Consider the following 18,031-nt stretch of genomic DNA (forward strand, 5'->3'; position numbering starts at 1 on the left):
ATGTCGTTCCTTTCATCGGCTCAGAACGCCCGCCCCTCTGGCGTCGGCAGGCGGACCCCGGCGCGTGGGGCAGGCACTTTGCAGGCCCCGTCTCTGGCAAGGGCCGTGGCCATCACGGGAGCGCCAGCGAAGGCACCTCACACGCCGCAAGCGGCCGCGGGTCAAAAGTCGGATCGTCGGATGGCCGATCAATGGGGCGAAAGGGTGCCGCAGACACATCATTCGCTGAGGCGGCCCGAAAGATTGTGGGCCGCGACGTCGGGGATCGACCGGGCAACCTTCACAAGCGTGTCATGCTGATATTAGACTACCGCGCAATGGACAGAGCCTTTTCGTATCGACGCGAGGAGGTGGCGTTGGCCGTCCATGTTGATGTGCCTCGCCACGAACCGGGCGTTCCCGCCCGATACGACCGCTTTTGGCTAAGCCCAGGCCGGTCCACCCTCCCCGATCATCTGTTCTCTTCGCATCCTGTGCCGGTCCGGCGACCGAGATTTGTTCGCCGGATGCCAAAGTCGAAGACCGAACTGCCGGGACCACCGATCTTTCATCATCCGGGGACGATGCCGCGCCGTAACGCGTTGCGTCGTCCCTTCGTCGATCCGTCAAGAGAGTAGCGCCATGCTGGATCTCCAAACGCTCGTCCTCAACGCGGATTACCGGCCGCTTTCGTATAATCCGCTGTCCCTATGGTCCTGGAAGGACGCTTTCACCGCCCTGTTCCTCGACAGGGTCACGTTGGTGGCCAGCTACGATGTCGAGGCCCGCTCGCCGAGCCGCGCCCTGCGGGTCCCGAGCGTCGTCGCCCTCAAGAACTACGTGACCCTGGCGCGCAGTCCGGCCTTCACGCGCTACAACATCTACCTGCGCGACACCTTCTCCTGTCAGTATTGCGGACTTCGGATGCCCTCGGGCGGGCTGACCTTCGACCACGTCATTCCGCGTTCGCGCGGCGGCTTGTCGAGCTGGGAGAATGTCGTAGCCGCCTGCTCACCCTGCAACCTGCGCAAGGCGAACCGCACTCCGGCGGAAGCGGAGATGCCGCTCCTGCATGAACCTCACCGGCCGACGCGGCATGAACTCCATCGTCGCCAGCCGGAATTCGATCACCGCGAATACCACCACACCTGGCTGGACTACCTGTACTGGGACAGCGAACTGGAAAGCTGACGCCGGTCAGTCGTTGGAAAAGCGCGGTGGAGGTTCGTTGTAGACCGGTGCGTTGGGGTTGTGTGTGGGAACGAGCTCCATGGCGAGCGGCGGCTGGTAGATGGTCCGCGCAATGCGTGGTGCTGGTCGGTAGCAATGGTCGCGATAGGGAAGCTGCGACGGCGGAAGGCTGCGATGGCGATCAACATCCGTGAGGTAATCATGTCCTACATGGACGCAGGATAGTCGGTCTCCCGCCTCGGCATTCGGCACAGAGACGAACGCGATAGCCGCAATGCCGACGACGATCGTAGATCGTAGCATGGCGCAATCTCTCGGAGTGAGGATGGGACAAGCGGCCGGGTGTCTTGAGTAGACTCCGGTTCAGGGGATAATCAGAACTTGATGCCGACCGCGCCACGAACAGTATTGACGTTTGCTTTCACGTCTCCGAATTTCGCGAACTGCAGATATTGGTACTCACCGCGTACGAATATGTTTTGTGTAAGCAGGTAATCTCCGCCGATACCAAGCGCATATCCAAGGCTGTATTTCTCTTTGATGGTGCCGCCGTTTTCGCTCAGGCCGCCGACCAGATTCGTTCGATTGATGTCCGAGTATTCCCTGAGATCGACGCTCACGTCATTGCCGACTACGGCTCGACCTATCGCCAACCCGGCTGTCACGAAGGGCAGAAATGCTCCCATCGGATAACCCGCTCGCATGCGTATCGTCGCATAATCCTGAAGGCTGGCATGCGCGGCGGTGGAAATCCTGTAAATATCATAGGTTCCGTTGCTGAGCATCACGCGCCGGGTGAGGCTGTCCTCTGATCGTCCTTTCTGATTGACGCTGGTATAATCGACCTCCAGGCCAATGACTGCCTCGTCGAATTGATAGTTGTAGCCGGCAAAGCCTCCAATCCCGACATCGTGGGGCCGAGCAGGTTTCAGAGTATTGCTTCCCGAGATGCGATACTCGCTCTCGATAGCTGTGCTGCGAAGGATCTGCGCAAGATCCGATTGACCGGAGGATCCGAAATTCAGCGACGTCGTGGTGTATCCGGCATGGCCACCGAAATAGCCACCGTTCCAATCAATCTCGGCCGAGGCCGTCTCGTAATCCGGGCCTCGCAACACGCCATAGTCAAGGTCGGCAGCGTGGGCTGCTGGATGGCAAACGAGGGCAACGCCGGTGAGGAGTGCAAGGGTGACGGTACGCATTGAGGTCGTCCTCAGGGCTGCAGCCCGATTGTTCTTTCCGAACCTTGCGTCGTTTCTAATACAGTAACCTTAATGGTCCGTTGCGGTCGGATTCAATGAATTACGGCAAGGTCTATTCTCGTGGTCGCACGACGAGAAAGCCCGCACGGCGCGGACCGGGCGGGCTTTAAGCGTGTATGTGTAAGACGCCCAAAGGTCTCGGCGCGCCGCGCCCTGCCCTACTCGTAGGGATTGCCGCCGCCGTAACCGCCGCCCCCGAAGGGAGCGGCACCGCCGGCGAAACTGTAGCGCAGTCCGACGCGGACCTCGTTGGCCGAGATGTCCTTCAGGCGTGTGCCGAAGCCGAAATCGTCGAGGCCAGTCTTGGCGCGGCCGAGATTGACGTAACGATAGTTCGCGTCGATCGCGAAGCCTGCGCCGATCTCGTAGGAGACGCCGCCGGTCAACGCCCAGGCCAGGGAGGTGACCGAACCGTTGCGACGCGCGGCAGCGGGGCGAGGGCCAACCACCGGGCTTCCGTCACAGAGCACGGGAACGGTGCAGGTCGTCTGAGTATAGGCGTTGCGGAAGTCCTTCTGAGCGATACCGATGCCGCCGCCGATGTAAGGGGTAAGCCCCCACCAGGTACCGAGATCCGCATAGACGTTCACGAGAGCCGTCAGCACGTCGAGCTTGCCGGCTTCGACGTTGTACCCGTTCGCGAAGTTCGAGCCCGACGAGTAGGTGCTGAAGCGGCTGGGCAGGCGCTGGTCGATGGTGGCGTCCATGCGCAGCCAGTTGTTGAAGCGGTAGCCGATGCCGCCGCCAAAGCCGGGCTGATGGCTCAGGCGCAGCCGCACCAGGGGCGGCGTGCCCGGTTCGACCAGCGTCGCGTCCTTGGGGTGATCGAAATAGCTCTCAGTGAAATCTGCGCGCAGGTACCAACCGGTGCCGATCTGGACCGGGGCGGGAGCCGGCGGAGGTGGCGGCGGCGGCAGGAGGTCCGCGGCGAGAGTCGGCGCGGCAGTGCCGATCGCCAGTCCGGCGAGGATCGCAGCGAGGGCTGCGGTGCGGTATGGGCGGGGCGGAGTCATCATGGTCCTCACGGAGGCATCGGCCGGAAAGCGCATGTTACGGATGCATGCCGGCGAGGGGGTCGACTGACCAAGATGATGAATTTAAAAGGTTATGATCGTCTTAACCCTAACGGCGCGTCAGCTGGAAAAGACAAATTGCGGCGGCGTTAACCCGGCGGTCGTGCGCGCACGAACGAAGACGGCGCGGATACCGATCCGCGCCGTCTTCGTGGTGTCATTGATACATTCAGTATTTACGGACGATCGGTTCCGGCATCGGTTGATACTCGACCGCCGGAGCAACGGCGCCGCCGAGGATCCAGCGCATGCCGACCTTCACATCATGCGAGGCGATGTCCTTCAGGTGGTAATCCGTTTTGCAGAAGGGCGGCGCGTCGCAGGTGATCGTGCCGGTCTGCGCTGAACCCATGTTGAGATAGCGATAGGCGAGCTCGAGCTTGAGGTTCGGCGTAATGGAATAGCCGAGACCGGCATGGGCCGCCCAAGCGAAACTGAGCTTCTGCTTCTCCGGACCCGAGCCAAAGCCGCCCTGATAAAGGCCTTGGCCGTTGTCGGTCACGCCGCCGAACATGTGGTGGGCAAAGCCGACACCTGCGCCCACGAACGGGGTGACGCCGTAATAAGTGCCGAGATCGACGTAGCCGTTGGCCATGCCGACCACTGAGGAGAACTTCCCGGACGTGCGATTGATGCCGCCGCTCGGCGTCTCGGCCGCATAGAAAATCCATTTCGCTTCCGAGCGGTACTCGCCGGTGAAATCGAAACGAAGCCAGGAATTGGCCTGATAGCCGATACCCGCGCCCACGAACGCCTGGTTGCCCAGATAATCCTTGAGGACATTGTACTTGTACGGGATCGGAGGGATGGTGACGTCCTTCGCGACGGTGTGCCCTTCGCCCAGAATACCGGCACCGGCGTCGCCGCGCAGATACCACGCCCCGCCGATCTCGATCGGCGGGGGCAGCGGCTCGGGCGGTAAAGTGGGAAGCAAGTCGGCGGCCTGCGCGAGGCATGGCGCTCCCACGCTCGCAAGGAGCGTGATCGAGCGCGCCAAGGCAGAAAGCTTGGAACGGCGCATAATGGATCCTTCAACTCGATCGTTCGGCTGAAGTGTGGGAGCACCAGCCTGGATGACGACTCCATCATCCGTCGGATGAGTTAAATCGTGCTTAACGTTAAACGTTAGCCTTTCCGAACCGTTAGAGTCCAAAGCCCTACTGCAACTTGCAGACGATATCGTCGCGTCGCAGGACTTGCATTCGCGCTGCGTCTCCCTGGTTGTCGTGAGTCATGAGGCGGAGAAATCGATGCGTCCTGAAGACGTGCGCGCCCTGGCGCTAATGCTGCCAGGCGTGGAGGAAGGCGCCCATATGGGCCATCCGGATTTTCGCATCGGCGGGCGGATCTTCGCCACCCTCTGGATCGACGACGAACGCGTCGTTCTCAAATTTCCGGCCGAGCATCAGGCGCTCTTGGTCGAGGCGGAGCCGGACCTGTTCGACCCCGTTCCCGGCGCCTGGGGGCGGCGTGGCTGGACCAACCTGTTCCTGGATGGAGCGGATGAGGAGACGCTCAGAAGCGCTCTCCTCACGGCATGGCGCTACCTCGCGCCGGAGGCGTTGCGTGATTAGGCCGCGGCCTTGGCAACGGCATCAACGATATCGTCCACTACTTCCGTGACGAGGCTACGGTCATCGCCCTCCGCCATCACGCGAATGACCGGCTCCGTGCCTGAGGGCCTGATGACGACGCGGCCGGTCTCACCGAGACGCTCGCGGCCATGGGCGATGGCGGTGACGACCGCATCCTGCTGCAGCGGCGCGCCGGAGCGGTAGCGCACGTTCTTGAGGATCTGCGGCAGCGGGTCGAAGCAATGGCAGACTTCGCTCACCGGCCGCTCCTGGCGCTTGACCACGCTCAGAAGCTGGAGTGCCGCTACGAGACCGTCCCCGGTGGTGGCATAATCCGACATGATGATGTGCCCCGACTGCTCGCCGCCGAGATTGTAGCCGTGCTCACGCATGTGCTCGAGGACGTAGCGATCACCGACCGCCGTGCGAGCGAGGCCGAGGCCGATCCCGCCGAGGAACCTCTCGAGGCCGAGATTGGACATGATCGTTGCGACGATGCCGGGCTGGGTCAGCCGGTCGTCGTCCTTCCAGGACCGCGCCACGACGGCCATCAACTGGTCGCCATCCACCGATTGGCCCTTCTCATCGACGATGAGAACACGGTCCGCGTCGCCGTCGAGGGCAATGCCGATATCCGCCCGCAACTCCCGCACCTTGGCGGCAAGGGCCGCGGGTGCCGTCGAGCCGACATCGTGGTTGATGTTGAAGCCGTCGGGGTCGACACCGATGGCGATCACTTCTGCGCCGAGCTCCCAGAGAGTTTCCGGCGCGACGCGGTAAGCTGCGCCGTTGGCGCAATCGACCACCACCCGCAGGCCGTCGAGGGTGACGTTGCGGGGCAGCGTGCGCTTAGCGAATTCGATGTAGCGGGCATGCACGCTCTCGATCCGCTTGGCGCGGCCGAGATCGCGCGGGCCGGCAAGCTTCTTGTGCAGCTCCCCGTCGATCAAGGCTTCGATGGCGCGCTCGACATCGTCGTTCAGTTTGAATCCGTCCGGGCCGAACAGCTTGATGCCATTGTCCTCGAACGGATTGTGCGAGGCGGAGATCATGACCCCGAGATCGGCGCGCATGGAGGGGGTGAGCATGGCCACGGCCGGCGTCGGCATCGGGCCGAGCAGCATCACGTCCATGCCCACCGATGTGAACCCCGCGACGAGAGCCGTCTCGATCATGTAGCCGGACAAGCGGGTGTCCTTGCCGATCACGACCCTGTGGCGGTGATCGCCCCGCTGGAACACCAATCCCGCCGCCTGCCCTACCTTGAGAGCGAGTTCAGGGGTGATCACCCCATTGGCGCGGCCCCGGATGCCGTCTGTGCCGAAATACTTACGCACGTTCTTCAATCCTGATCGTCACGGCCCGTCATAGCCGGTTTCGTTTCGCTGAATGGTATCGAAGCATGGCAAACGAATGGTGCTGCGTCCCAGTTCGGTCAAGCTTCGTCGCGGGTGAGGAGGCCGGTGAAGCCGGTGATGATCAGGGAAACGAGGACGGCGCCCTCGATCTGCTCTGCGATGCTGAAATAATAGAGCGCCACCCCTCGCCAGGTCGCCGTGTTCACCCGCCAAAACCGGTCCGTGCCGGCGTCGAAGAGCGGCATGAAGGTATCGAACGAATAGGCCAGCGGATCGAAGGCCGGGTAAAGGTTGACGAGCTTATCCCTCGCCTCGTCGCTGCTCGTGACGCCGGGCACGAAATCGGCCGCCGCCGTTCGGACGAAGATCTCTCCGTCCTGGCAGAGACGTGGCCCCGCTTTGCAGGATTCGAAGGCAGCGCCGGTATAGACGGCGGCCCAGACCACGATGACCACAATCGACCAGCCCACGGCCTTCCACGGATTGAACCCATAATCGGCCAGGACGTGCAGCAGCCAGTTGATGCAGCGCAGGAACCACCCGGTTTCACGCGCGTGCCGTTCGGCCACGCGGCGGGCGATTGCGATGCGGTGAGCATCCTCCTCGTAACCCTGGCTCGCCAGCACCTTGGCGAGATGGCGCCAAGGTTGCGGGCGAAGCCGGGTGAAGAGATCGTCGCGGGATTGCCCGCGGAGCCAGCGCTGCCTCGCCGTATGCGTCGGCAGCGAGGGCACTGCGTCGCCGTCTGGATTGTCTAGATGCTGGTATTCGAACCCGTCTAAGATGAGGTGATCGGCGTCGCGATCCTTCGCATCGCGAAACCTGTCAGGACCGAGACTACGGCGGAGGGGCACAGGAACTGGCCAGGCGGAGGCAAAATCCACATAGGTGCCCACCTTCAGCCGGGAGAGATCGACGATTCCGCGCGGGCGTCCGCATCCCGGATACCGCATGTCTGTGGCATCCGGCATGATCAGGTGCGAAATATTGGATTCGCTGAGATCGAGGGCAACGAAGCGCAAGGGATCGTCTTCAAAGCTCGCCACCCCATGCGCAGCTTCGCCGTGGGTGTCCTGGGCAATTGCGCTTGACAGGATGTGGCTGCCGGAGAGATCGAGGGAGCCGCGAATCTCGACCCCCGAGAGCAGGATCGCACCGGTGACATAGGCGTCGCGCCCTATGATGAATCGTCCCTTCGTCTCGATGCCGCGCCCATCGAGCGCACCGGACGGGCCACCCGTCAGAGTGCCTCCGCTGATCTCGAAATGATGCTCCACGGTTGCGCGGCTGAAATTGAGGCCACCGTTGATCGTGCTGGGAATGGGGACGTTGTCAGGTCCGACTCCGCCGCGCAGGATGACGCTGCCGATACGGCTGCCCTGGGCATTGATGGCGGTACCGTTCGGTTGGTGGAATGTCGCCCCCTCGGCGGCAAACTGCGCGGCAATGTGAGCGCTGACGAGGTGGCAGGTGCCCATGATGGTCGCGCCATCGAGGAAGATCCCCGCTACCGTCATGTCCTGCACATCAATGGCATCGCCGGCGGGGTTGTCGAAGACCGCACCCACGGCGACGAATTGCCCTCGGATCGTCGCACCGAGGAAGCGGCACCCTCCCTTCACCGTGGCATGATTGAGGAAAGACCCAGCCATGGAACTGCGCTGGGCGTTGATCGCATCTCCATTGGGGTGATCGAACACGGCTCCGTCTGCCGTGAATGTGCTGGCGATCGAGGCTCCGCTGATATCGCAGGTGCCGGTGAAGGTGGCATTCGAGATGAAGAGCGGTCCGGCAATTGTCACGCCTTGAGCCGACAAGCCGTTACCGATGCGGCTCTTCTCGAAAGACAATGTCCGCGTATGGCTGTTGCTGATGTCGATGCCGTCCGGGATCTCCGCATCGTCGATCCAGAGCGGCCGGACGAGGTAGCGGTCGGCACAGGCAAGGAGGCCCAAGACACGGCCGCCGACGAGCCGCACGCCCTCGGGAGCCACGGGCCAGTCCGTTCTCTCGGCGCAGACGAGAGCCCGGATCACGCTGGCGCGGATGGCCTCCTCGGGGGCGAGCCTTAGGATGTCGCCTGCACGGCCGGCCTCGACGAGACGGTATTCCGGATCAGTCAGTTCACCGATTGCGTCCTGTGCCGCTTCGTGCATCGATAGTGGCGCCTTATCGCGACGATGGACACGGCCGACCCGCGCCTCGCCATATGGTCGATCCGCGATGCCGTCCAGATCGGGCTTTGGCAACCAAAAGAAAAGCGGCGAGGTTGCCCTCGCCGCTTTGTTATCTTCGTAGAGTGATCACGTGGGCGTCACGCCTGCGGTTGGGGCTCCAGCCCACCCTCGCTGTCCCGCGGACGGCCGCGACCAGCGGAGGGGACGGAAGAACCGCGAATAGGCGCTGGTCCATCGCCCGCATCGCGGATGGGCGGCTTTCCCGCGATCAGGTTCTTGATTTCTTCCCCCGACAGGGTCTCGTACTCAAGGAGCCCCTGGGCGAGTGCCTCGAGATCGTCCTTGTGCTCACCGAGGATGCGACGGGCTTCCTCGAGGCCGGTCTCGACGAGACGACGGACCTCGGCGTCGATCTTCTGGGCGGTGGCCTCGGAAACCGTCTGCTGACGGCCCATGGACATCCCGAGGAAGACCTCGTCGTTGTTCTCGCCGTAGGCCACGGTACCGAGCTCAGGAGAGAAGCCCCACCGGGTCACCATCATGCGGGCGAGACGGGTCGCCTGCTCGATGTCGGACTGGGCGCCCGATGTCACCTTGTCGGCACCGAAGGTCATCTCCTCGGCGATGCGGCCGCCCATCATGATGGCAAGACGGGAGGTCATCTGCTCGAAGCTCATGGACAGCTTGTCGCGTTCCGGCAGCTGCATGACCATGCCGAGCGCCCGGCCGCGCGGAATGATCGTCGCCTTGTGGACGGGATCGGTGGCCGGCACGTTGAAGGCGACGATGGCATGGCCGCCCTCGTGATAGGCGGTGAGCCGCTTCTCATCCTCGGTCATGACCAGAGTCCGCCGCTCGGCGCCCATCATCACCTTGTCCTTGGCGTCTTCGAACTCGTGCATCGTGACGATCCGCTTGCCACGACGGGCCGCGAGGAGAGCGGATTCGTTGACGAGGTTCATCAGGTCGGCGCCGGAGAAGCCCGGGGTGCCGCGCGCGATGACCTTGAGGTCGACATCCGGTGCCAAGGGCACCTTGCGGACGTGGACACGCAGGATGCGCTCACGGCCGACGACGTCGGGATTCGGCACCATGATCTGACGATCGAACCGACCAGGACGCAGCAGGGCGGGGTCGAGCACGTCAGGGCGGTTCGTGGCCGCGATGATGATCACGCCCTCGTTGGCCTCGAACCCATCCATCTCCACGAGGAGCTGGTTCAGGGTCTGCTCGCGTTCGTCGTTGCCACCGCCCAGGCCCGCACCGCGATGGCGGCCGACTGCGTCGATCTCGTCGATGAAGATGATGCAGGGTGCGTTCTTCTTCGCCTGCTCGAACATGTCGCGGACACGCGACGCGCCGACGCCGACGAACATCTCGACGAAGTCGGAGCCCGAGATCGTGAAGAACGGCACGTTGGCTTCACCCGCCACCGCACGGGCAATGAGGGTCTTACCCGTGCCGGGAGGGCCGACGAGGAGCACACCGCGCGGAATGCGGCCGCCGAGACGCTGGAACTTCTGGGGATCGCGCAGGAACTCAACGATCTCCTGCAGGTCTTCCTTGGCTTCCTCGACGCCGGCGACGTCGTCGAAGCTCACACGGCCCGACGCCTCGGTAAGAAGCTTGGCCTTCGACTTCCCAAAGCCCATGGCGCGCCCGGCACCCGACTGCATCTGACGACTCAGGAAGATCCAGGCACCGATGAAGACAAGGATGGGCAGCCAGCTCACGAGCAGCTGAATGAACCAGGGCGTGTTGTCCGAGGGGGGACGCGCGGTGATCTGCACGCCTTTGCTCTGAAGCTTGGACACCAGGTTCGGATCGTTGGGCGCGTAGGAGGTGAAATTGCCACCACCGACATAGGTACCGCTCACGTCCTGCCCGGAGATCACCACCGTCTGGATCTTGCCGGAATCGGCATCGTTCAGAAGCTGGCTATAGGCGATCTCGCTGCCGCCGCCGCGATGTCCCGGATTCTGGAACAAGGTGACGAGCGCCAGCACGAGCAGGAAGATGACGACCCACAAGGCAAAGTTGCGGAAGTTCGGGTTCATCGATCAATCCCTGGGGGCGTCCGGTCCCGCGTTTGGTGTACGGATCACGCGGATGCATGTCGGCAATGTAGGCAGTGCCGCCCCCCTTGCCAAGTAAATCGGGCCAGCCTGCGGCAAGCCAGTCAGGGGAAAGGTGAGCGCGCCCCTAAGATGGAGACCGCCGGGGCGGGGCTGTGCGTAAGGAGAGGACGCCCTCCGCGTTCAGATCGACGAGGATGCCGCGAAGGGTCCTCCGCATGGCGGTGCCTGCAACGAGAGCCGGCCGGAGACCGTCGACGACGAGACGTTCCAGGCGTTCGAGGCGAATAGCCCCTCCCCCGCCAGCCTCGTGCAATGCGAGTCCGACAACGCGGATGAGGATCGCGTCCGGCAAAGCGGCCAGCTGAGGGGCATCCAATACGACGGCATCTGCGGTGATGCGGAGTGCGGCGAAGGCGGCGCAGGCGGCGTCGCGTAACGCGTCTTCGTCGCGAGCCATGCGGGCGGCGAGGCGGCGGAGCCGTTCGGGGCTGAGGCCTTCCGCCGCGAGATCTGGCATGAGGCGACGCAGGCGCGCGCGCGCGAAGCGCTCATCCACATTCGAGGGATCGCGCGCGGAAACCAGCCCATGGGCAGCGCAGTAGGCGACGAGGTCCGCCTTCGGGATATCGAGGAAGGGCCTCGCTAGGCGCATTCCCGGCGCGAGGTCGCGTTCGCGCCGCATCCCGGCGAGCCCCCCCGGACCGCTTCCGGCGAGGAGCCGCATCAGCACGGTCTCCGCCTGATCGTCGGCGGTATGACCGGTGAGAATGGTATCGGCACCGATCCGGCCCGCGCATCCTGCGAGGAGGGTGTAGCGCGCGCGACGGGCGGCGGCTTGAATACCACGTATCGGCTTGTCGCCGTCCCAGGTCAGGATGTGATGGCTCAGTCCGAGTGCCCTGGCGGTGAGACCGACGCTCCGGGCCTCGTCGCCTCCTTCTGCTCGGAGGCGATGATCCACCGTTGCAACCTGGATCGGATGCGCCGAACCGAGCCGGGCGGCCGCATGCATCAACGCGGTGGAATCCGGTCCGCCGGAGACGGCGATGAGAAGGCGGCTGGACCTGAGATACGGCGCTAGCGCGACGGCGAGCGTCGCATCGATGCCGTCACTCGATGGAGCGGCGTTCAAGCGGCGCAGCGTGCGCGTTTCTGCTCGCGGACCACGCTCTGGCGGACACCCTGTGCGGCGGAAGGAAATTTGCGTTCCAGTTCCGCGAGGGTCGCGCAGGCCTGTTCGCGAGCGCCGAGGGCATTCAGCGAGATTCCGAGCTTCAGCATCGCGTCCGGCGCCTGGGGCGAGCGGGCGTAATCCGTGGAGACCTTCAGGAACTGCTCGGCCGCCTCGCGGTTGCGGTTTCGCTGGAGGTAGCTCTCACCGAGCCAGTAGGTCGCCGACGGCACCTGCGCGTCGCGCGGATGCGACTGAATGAACTGGCGCAGGCTCATCTCCGCCTGTTCGTAATGCCGTCCGGCGATGTAGCCGTAGGCCGTCTCGTAATCCGCCCGTGCGTCACCCGTCGTGGTCGCGGCCACGCTGGTCATTGGGCGTGCCGGGCTCGGCAGCGTGCCGGTTGTGGGCACGCGTGAGGGGGGCGTGAGGTCGACGGGGCCGCCCAGGCCGGGAGGAGACAGGCCACGCTCCTCGTCATCGGCATCGACCACGGTGGGCGGCACACTCGGGCCCCGTGACGACGGCGCAGCGGCGATGGCGGCGGAGGGGATGGTCGTGCCGAGTTGCATCGGCCCGCCGGGACGGCCCGGATTCTGCTCCGGGTCGAAGGCATCGCTGCGCTTCTGCTGCTTTGCTTGTCCGGGATTGGTGCCGGACGGAGGGGCAGCAGGCTTTCCACCGCCGCCCTTGCCTTCCTGCAGCCGGTATTCGACGTCCTCCTGGAACTTGCGAAGCTGTTCTTTGAGCTGGCGATTCTCGTATTGCAGCGTCTCGATCTGACCCGCCATCTGGCGAGACTGGTTCTCGATGCGGTTCAGGCGAACGACGAACTCCGACGCATCCTGAGCCGCCGCCGGACCGACGGCGGTCAGAGGGGCGAGGAATGCGAGAAACGTGGCCGTGAGAAGCAGGCGGCGGAGCATGGGAATCGGCACCTGTGGTCGGATCGGACGGGGATGCATCGGCAGCGCTCCGCCGATAGCAGATGTGCCGGGACGCGGCAAAAATAGGGCCACGCCTGCAAAGGTCACCTTCGCCGTCAGGAGCCGGCGCCCCGGTCGAGGACGGTCACGGCGCGGCGGTTCTGAGACCAGCAGGAGATGTCGTTACACACGGCGACCGGGCGCTCCTTGCCGTAGGAGACCGTCCGCATCCTTCCGGCGGCGAGTCCACGCGAGGACAGGTAGTCCTTGACGGATTGAGCCCGGCGCTCGCCGAGCGAGAAGTTGTACTCGCGGGTGCCGCGCTCGTCGGCATGGCCTTCGACAAGGAATGTGTAGCGAGGGTAGCGCTGCAACCACTGAGCCTGTTTGTCGAGGGTGGCGGTGGCAGTCGGCGTCAGGTCGGTCGAATCCGATTCGAAGAAGACGCGGTCGCCGATATTGACGACGAAGTCTTGAGCGCTGCCCGGCGTATTGGCGCCGCCTGCAAAACCCGAGGCGTCGGCGAGATCCTTGTCGTTGGTGCAGGCAGCGACACTGAGCGCGGCGCAAAGGGCTGCCGCGAGCGGAAACACGCGAAAGCGCGCGGTCATGGACATGGTCTTGCTCTCCTCGGGCGGGGCGTCCGGTTCCGGGACGTCCCCACGGGGCCGTTCGGTGGTGCGACCTGTGTAGGTCGAGCGGGTTAAGCGAAGGTTCCGTCAACCTTGACGGGGTGTTTCAAAGGCCGAATTCCAGTCGCCGTATGTGACGCTCGGCACCTCGATTTCCCAGAATGGCCTCGTGACCTGCGCAACGATCCGTGTCGCACCTCAAATGCGGCAGTCACGCGACGGATACGCCGCGCGCTCCGCACTCTTGGCCAGTGTGCCTTCGGCGCAACGGGTCAGTGCCATGAGCTTCTCAAGGAGCACGATGGCCATCACTCGCGCGCGCCCAAGACGGCGAGGGCGGTCAGCGCGCGGTCGGCGGCGATCCGCCCTTCCTGCAGCGGGATGGCGATGTCGTCGCCCTTCAGGCAGGCCTGTTCGATGACCGAACAGCACCGCGAAAGGTCGAGAAAACCGAGAGACCCGCTCGATGCCAACAGAGCATGGGCATCCTGCGCGATAGTGGCCCGATCGTCGTTCCCGGCGGGAAAGCGGACGCGGATCTCGACGACGAGCAGGGACAGAAGCCGTTTCAGATGGTCGTGCCCGAGAAGAACCTCGAGTTCGGCGAGCGTTGCCTCGTCGCAGACCGTCCCTCTCCCCTTGTCGGACGTGTGCTCCACCGCTGCCTCACGCATCGTCGAAGGGTATTTGAACGACCCACCGTCCATGTCGCCGACGATCTCCGAATCGACGCGACCATTGATGGAAGCTTAACCATTAATGCAGTTATTTGTTGATGTATGAAAGGGTCGACAGCCGGCATGAGTGGCGCACCGAACGTTCTGATCGTCGAGGACAATTTCCTCCTGCTGGATATGTTGATGATCCAGTGCGAGCGTGCCGGCCTCACGGCCGTCGCGGCGTCCAGTGGCGAAGACGCTCTGACGCTTCTCAGGACGCGTGGTGCCGATTTCGACTGGTTGCTGACGGATATCAATCTCCCGGGATTGATCGATGGATGGACGGTGGCTCGCGCCTTCCGCGAGGTTCGTCCTGACCGCCCGGTCATCTATGCGTCGACGAATGCCTATTTCGATCGCAGGCCACTTCGAGGAAGCCTCTCGGTCCGCAAGCCGTTTCAGATCCGCGAGATCGTCGCCCTTGCCCGGATGATGGCGGCGGAGCGCGCCCTATCCCCTGCTCTGGTATCGCACCACGCATCGGCGTGAGACGGTCGCCGTCATTTCGCCGGAGGGGCTAGGCGGAATGTCCCGCGCCCATCCGCCTTGGCCGCATAGAGGGCCATGTCGGCCTCCGCGAAGAGGTCCTCCGGACTGTGGCTCACCATCGTGGCGATGCCGATGGAGACGCCGATCGTGAAGGTCCCCTGCCCCCAGGCGATGGGCGGCGCCATGGCGGCGATGATCCGTTTCGCCAGGGTCGCGAGGCCCTGTGTGCCGATGGTGGCGCCGACGACGACCCCGAACTCGTCACCCCCGATGCGTGCGACGAATTCCGTGTGGCGGCACGTCTCTTTGAGGCGGCGCCCCACCTCGGCGAGACAGGCATCGCCGGCCATGTGGCCATGAAGGTCGTTGACCTGTTTGAAGCCGTCGAGGTCGAGGAGCAGCAGGGCTCCCAGTCGGTCCATCCGGGTGAGGCGGCCGTAGAAGCTTGTGCGGTTGGGCAGGCCCGTCAGGGTATCGAACTCCGCAAGATAGCGTGTCCGGTCGGCGAGAATCTTCTCCTCGGTAATGTCCTGCTTCATGCCGAAGATGCGGACCGGTATTCCTCCCTCGCATTCCACCGTAGCGGTCAGGCGGATCCAGCGTCGGTTGCCCAAAGCCGTTACGATCTCGGCGTCCAGGGTAAAGCCGCCTCGCTCGGCGATGGCCTCGCTCCGAAGTGTGTCGAGGCGGACGCGTGACTCCGGGCTGTAGCAGCCCAGGGTCGTTTCGCGGTCCACCGCGGAGCCCACCGGCAGGTCGAACATCCGGTAGACGGCATCGGTCCAGGTCAGCGCCTCGTCTTCGAGGCGGCATTCCCACACTCCGATCCTGGCCACGGCCGAGGCGCGTTCGAAGATCTTACGGCTGTGGGCAAGAGACAGGGCCTGCGCGTCGATGAAGCGGGCCTGGTCCTCGATACGGGCCTGGAGGGCCGCGATCACTTGCGCATCCTCGCGGCGCTCGACCGTGATCTCTTCCCGTCCTGGGGTATCCCCGTCGAGATGGATCAGCATCGGTGAGCGGGACGACGAGTGGGCGCAGACCTCATCCATCTGTATCCCCGGGCCGCAAAGAGTATAAGACTGTACACTAACCGTAGCCGATCAGCGATTAACCGTTCCTCTCCTATCCGCAACGCGCGAAGTTGCCGCGCCTACCCCGGATCGGCACTGATGCCGTTGGAGTGAGAGACCGCTTATTGCAGATGTTTGGCGTAGGTGTCGCCGGCTGCGCGTTTCAGTTCGGCTCCGGCATCCTGTCCGATCCGAGCGGCGTCCGATACCGCGCCCCTACGGCGGACCGCCCATTGGGCGCTGCCGTCAGGCAGGAACAACAGACCGTCGAGGGTCAGCACGTCGCCGTCGATCCGCGCCAGGGCCGCGATGGGTGTGCGGCACGATCCATCGAGTTCCGCCAGGAGCCCGCGCTCGGCGTCGAGTTCGGACGTGGCCGTGGCGGATCGCAGAGGGGCGAGCAACGCACGAACGTCGGAATCCGCCTCCCGGCATTCGATGCCGAGCGCGCCCTGCGCCACGGCGGGGAGCATCTCGTCCACGGCCAGGACGCTCCGGGCCATGTCGGCCATACCAAGGCGTTCGAGGCCGCAAAGGGCCAGGAGAGTCGCCTCGCAGGTGCCCTCCTGAAGCTTGCGCATCCGGGTATTGGCGTTGCCGCGCATGGGGACGATGCGCAGGTCCGGGCGGCGCATGAGGACCTGAGCGGCTCGGCGCAGGGAGGACGTGCCGACGCGGGCGCCCGGCGCGAGGCCGGCAAAACCCTCCGCTTGCGCAGAGAGGAAGGCATCGCGCGGATCGTCCCGTTCCAGGATGCAGGCGATGACCAGTCCTTCGGGCAACCAGGTCTCGACATCCTTCATCGAATGCACGGCCACATCGACCACGTCGGCGAAAAGGGCCTGTTCGAGTTCCTTCGTGAAGAGTCCCTTGCCGCCGATCTCTGAGAGCGGTCGGTCGAGGATGCGGTCGGCCACCGTGTTGACGACCACCAATTCTGTTTCCAGCCCCGGATTAGCCGCCACGATCTTGTCGCGGACCATTCCCGTCTGTGCGAGAGCCATTGGGCTACCGCGGGTGCCGATGCGGAGGGGGCGCTGGATCATGGGCGATGGACGCCTGTGCAAGGACGCTACGGATGAAGCCGCCTCTATCGAGGACGGTTTCCCTCAGTAAGCAGTCCACGGTCGGCTGTCACCGTGGCGAAGGCTTCGCTCGAATCGCGCGCCAGGGTGTGGAAGGATTCATTTCATCCAAACCCGATCATCGAATCCTTACGAAAGACGGCCGACTGTGGCGAGATCTGCGGTCGAGACGAGAGAGATGGCTCCGAGCAAGCTCGAACGGTTCCGAGACGCGCATTTTCCCCAGGCCGACGACGAAGCTTCTGGTCAGCCAACCGAGCGGAGCGTGCCGTTGCGTCGCATCGACCCGCCGCACTCCGAAAAGTCTTCTCCTCGACGGCGGCGTGGCGTCTTCGGCCGAGCCTATGTCGGTCTCAAGCTGATCCTGACACTCGGGCCGCTTGCCTTCCTGCTTCTCTCGGCCGTCGCCGAATGTGGACCCCGCTCGTCGGCGCTCTTGCCGGACTTCCTGCAGGCCAGTGCCTGCGCACGGCGCGACCTCACCCGCCACGTATGGTCCATCGAAAGTACGCTGAAGACCGTATCGGACCGTCTTCGCTGAAGCCGTACGGCAGCGGTGTGATCCACGAAAGAATTTTTAATCCTAACCGAACGTTACGGCGAGTTGCGCAGATTTCAGCTGCATGCCGCACAGGTTGGTCTGTACCCCCTCCAAGAGCAAAGCCTGGGAGCGTGATGCAACCGGATTCGCCCGCCGTTCTTCCGTTGCACTCAGGCACCGCTGACATCGGGCTGCGCCCTGGCAGAGTGGTAGCATCGCGGCACGCCGATCGGAGCGACGCCAAGGACGTTTTCGGCGATGTCACGACGGTGCGCCGAGGCTGGGTGATGGGTCTTTCGCTGGATGCCGCGTGAAGCCCTGGGCGCTCCTCGACAGCCGCATCGAAATGCTTATCCGGCAATCCGGGCGTCAGAACGCCTGGAGGGTGAGCTCCGTATGCTCGACGCTGGGCGGTCCTTCGAAGAACGGAGAGACCATCGCACGATAATCCTTCCACGCCTGCGACCCGGTGAAGAGTTCGGTATGGTCGGCGAGCGTCTCCCACTCGATTAGCAGCCGGTAGCGCTGGGGTTTCTCCACGGAACGGCGCACGGCGAAGCTCTTGCAGCCTTTGGCGACCTTGAAGATCTCGGATGCTTTGGCGATGCTCGCTTCGAAATCAGCCTCCATGCCGGATTTGATGTCGATCTGTGCAATCTCGAGGATCATGGCGTGGTCCTAAACCCGGTCTCTGTGGTGGGGG

The 18,031-nt window shown here is 64.0% G+C and carries 17 protein-coding genes; 4 read left to right on the plus strand and 13 right to left on the minus strand.

Annotation, left to right across the window (positions count from 1 at the left end; genetic code table 11):
• Positions 1-621 precede the first annotated feature (621 nt).
• Positions 622-1,170 (plus strand): HNH endonuclease, encoded by a 549-nt coding sequence (locus ASF34_RS00535; protein WP_018043045.1) that lies wholly within the window; start codon positions 622-624, stop codon positions 1,168-1,170.
• Positions 1,171-1,544: 374 nt separating this feature from the next.
• On the opposite strand, the gene ASF34_RS00540 is transcribed toward ASF34_RS00535, so the two are convergent.
• The 3 genes from ASF34_RS00540 to ASF34_RS00550 form a co-directional block, all read right to left on the minus strand.
• Positions 1,545-2,372, minus strand: coding sequence for an outer membrane protein (locus tag ASF34_RS00540; RefSeq protein ID WP_056157562.1), 828 nt, complete (start codon positions 2,370-2,372; stop codon positions 1,545-1,547).
• A gap of 218 nt (positions 2,373-2,590) precedes the next feature.
• The gene (locus tag ASF34_RS00545; protein WP_056158840.1) at positions 2,591-3,448 is read right to left on the minus strand and encodes an outer membrane protein; all 858 of its coding nucleotides are present in this window, start codon (positions 3,446-3,448) and stop codon (positions 2,591-2,593) included.
• A 226-nt stretch (positions 3,449-3,674) separates the two neighbouring features.
• Positions 3,675-4,526, minus strand: a complete 852-nt coding sequence (locus tag ASF34_RS00550) for an outer membrane protein (RefSeq protein WP_018043042.1) — start codon at positions 4,524-4,526, stop codon at positions 3,675-3,677.
• Between the two features lie 229 nt (positions 4,527-4,755).
• Between ASF34_RS00550 and ASF34_RS00555 the strand changes: the two genes are divergently transcribed.
• Positions 4,756-5,079 carry an MmcQ/YjbR family DNA-binding protein gene (locus ASF34_RS00555; protein ID WP_026175801.1) on the plus strand — a complete coding sequence of 108 codons (324 nt, stop codon included), beginning with the start codon at positions 4,756-4,758 and terminating at the stop codon, positions 5,077-5,079.
• On the opposite strand, the gene glmM is transcribed toward ASF34_RS00555, so the two are convergent.
• The 7 genes from glmM to ASF34_RS00590 form a co-directional block, all read right to left on the minus strand.
• The gene (gene glmM, locus ASF34_RS00560; RefSeq protein WP_026175800.1) at positions 5,076-6,416 is read right to left on the minus strand and encodes a phosphoglucosamine mutase; all 1,341 of its coding nucleotides are present in this window, start codon (positions 6,414-6,416) and stop codon (positions 5,076-5,078) included. The genes ASF34_RS00555 and glmM overlap by 4 nt on opposite strands.
• Before the next feature lie 98 nt (positions 6,417-6,514).
• Entirely contained in the window at positions 6,515-8,431 is a 1,917-nt protein-coding gene (locus ASF34_RS00565) for a hypothetical protein (RefSeq protein ID WP_244478853.1), read from the minus strand.
• A gap of 320 nt (positions 8,432-8,751) precedes the next feature.
• Positions 8,752-10,671 carry an ATP-dependent zinc metalloprotease FtsH gene (gene ftsH, locus ASF34_RS00570; RefSeq protein WP_056157567.1) on the minus strand — a complete coding sequence of 640 codons (1,920 nt, stop codon included), beginning with the start codon at positions 10,669-10,671 and terminating at the stop codon, positions 8,752-8,754.
• A gap of 145 nt (positions 10,672-10,816) precedes the next feature.
• Complete coding sequence (gene tilS / locus ASF34_RS00575) at positions 10,817-11,824, minus strand: tRNA lysidine(34) synthetase TilS (protein ID WP_056157570.1); 1,008 nt, start codon at positions 11,822-11,824, stop codon at positions 10,817-10,819.
• Positions 11,821-12,789 (minus strand): tol-pal system protein YbgF, encoded by a 969-nt coding sequence (ybgF, locus tag ASF34_RS00580; RefSeq protein WP_018043036.1) that lies wholly within the window; start codon positions 12,787-12,789, stop codon positions 11,821-11,823. Before ybgF ends, tilS begins: the two co-directional genes overlap by 4 nt.
• Before the next feature lie 116 nt (positions 12,790-12,905).
• Complete coding sequence (gene pal / locus ASF34_RS00585; RefSeq protein WP_018043035.1) at positions 12,906-13,406, minus strand: peptidoglycan-associated lipoprotein Pal; 501 nt, start codon at positions 13,404-13,406, stop codon at positions 12,906-12,908.
• 323 nt (positions 13,407-13,729) lie between these two features.
• On the minus strand, positions 13,730-14,128 hold the full coding sequence (locus ASF34_RS00590) for an Hpt domain-containing protein (protein ID WP_018043034.1): 399 nt from the start codon (positions 14,126-14,128) through the stop codon (positions 13,730-13,732).
• A 93-nt stretch (positions 14,129-14,221) separates the two neighbouring features.
• Here ASF34_RS00590 and ASF34_RS00595 point away from each other — a divergent pair, with 93 nt between their 5' ends.
• On the plus strand, positions 14,222-14,629 hold the full coding sequence (locus tag ASF34_RS00595) for a response regulator (protein WP_018043033.1): 408 nt from the start codon (positions 14,222-14,224) through the stop codon (positions 14,627-14,629).
• 11 nt (positions 14,630-14,640) lie between these two features.
• Here the strand turns inward: ASF34_RS00595 and ASF34_RS00600 are convergent, their stop codons facing one another.
• Together ASF34_RS00600 and hemC are read right to left on the minus strand one after the other, a co-directional pair.
• Positions 14,641-15,681 (minus strand): diguanylate cyclase domain-containing protein, encoded by a 1,041-nt coding sequence (locus ASF34_RS00600; protein WP_026175799.1) that lies wholly within the window; start codon positions 15,679-15,681, stop codon positions 14,641-14,643.
• Positions 15,682-15,824: 143 nt separating this feature from the next.
• Positions 15,825-16,748 (minus strand): hydroxymethylbilane synthase, encoded by a 924-nt coding sequence (hemC, locus tag ASF34_RS00605; RefSeq protein WP_026175798.1) that lies wholly within the window; start codon positions 16,746-16,748, stop codon positions 15,825-15,827.
• Positions 16,749-17,052: 304 nt separating this feature from the next.
• On the opposite strand from hemC, the gene ASF34_RS00610 reads away from it, so the two are divergent.
• On the plus strand, positions 17,053-17,328 hold the full coding sequence (locus tag ASF34_RS00610) for a hypothetical protein (RefSeq protein ID WP_244478854.1): 276 nt from the start codon (positions 17,053-17,055) through the stop codon (positions 17,326-17,328).
• Between the two features lie 369 nt (positions 17,329-17,697).
• Here the strand turns inward: ASF34_RS00610 and ASF34_RS00615 are convergent, their stop codons facing one another.
• On the minus strand, positions 17,698-17,997 hold the full coding sequence (locus tag ASF34_RS00615; protein ID WP_018043029.1) for an antibiotic biosynthesis monooxygenase family protein: 300 nt from the start codon (positions 17,995-17,997) through the stop codon (positions 17,698-17,700).
• Positions 17,998-18,031 lie beyond the last annotated feature (34 nt).

Source organism: Methylobacterium sp. Leaf106 (genome assembly GCF_001422895.1).
Lineage (GTDB): Bacteria > Pseudomonadota > Alphaproteobacteria > Rhizobiales > Beijerinckiaceae > Methylobacterium > Methylobacterium bullatum.

Coding starts and splice junctions, on each gene's coding strand:
- ASF34_RS00535 (WP_018043045.1), top strand. CDS start 622: ATGCTGGATCTCCAAACGCTCGTCCTCAACGCGGATTACCGGCCGCTT.
- ASF34_RS00540 (WP_056157562.1), bottom strand. CDS start 2,372: ATGCGTACCGTCACCCTTGCACTCCTCACCGGCGTTGCCCTCGTTTGC.
- ASF34_RS00545 (WP_056158840.1), bottom strand. CDS start 3,448: ATGATGACTCCGCCCCGCCCATACCGCACCGCAGCCCTCGCTGCGATC.
- ASF34_RS00550 (WP_018043042.1), bottom strand. CDS start 4,526: ATGCGCCGTTCCAAGCTTTCTGCCTTGGCGCGCTCGATCACGCTCCTT.
- ASF34_RS00555 (WP_026175801.1), top strand. CDS start 4,756: ATGCGTCCTGAAGACGTGCGCGCCCTGGCGCTAATGCTGCCAGGCGTG.
- ftsH (WP_056157567.1), bottom strand. CDS start 10,671: ATGAACCCGAACTTCCGCAACTTTGCCTTGTGGGTCGTCATCTTCCTG.
- ybgF (WP_018043036.1), bottom strand. CDS start 12,789: ATGCTCCGCCGCCTGCTTCTCACGGCCACGTTTCTCGCATTCCTCGCC.
- pal (WP_018043035.1), bottom strand. CDS start 13,406: ATGTCCATGACCGCGCGCTTTCGCGTGTTTCCGCTCGCGGCAGCCCTT.
- ASF34_RS00590 (WP_018043034.1), bottom strand. CDS start 14,128: ATGGACGGTGGGTCGTTCAAATACCCTTCGACGATGCGTGAGGCAGCG.
- ASF34_RS00595 (WP_018043033.1), top strand. CDS start 14,222: ATGAGTGGCGCACCGAACGTTCTGATCGTCGAGGACAATTTCCTCCTG.
- ASF34_RS00600 (WP_026175799.1), bottom strand. CDS start 15,681: ATGGATGAGGTCTGCGCCCACTCGTCGTCCCGCTCACCGATGCTGATC.
- hemC (WP_026175798.1), bottom strand. CDS start 16,748: ATGATCCAGCGCCCCCTCCGCATCGGCACCCGCGGTAGCCCAATGGCT.
- ASF34_RS00615 (WP_018043029.1), bottom strand. CDS start 17,997: ATGATCCTCGAGATTGCACAGATCGACATCAAATCCGGCATGGAGGCT.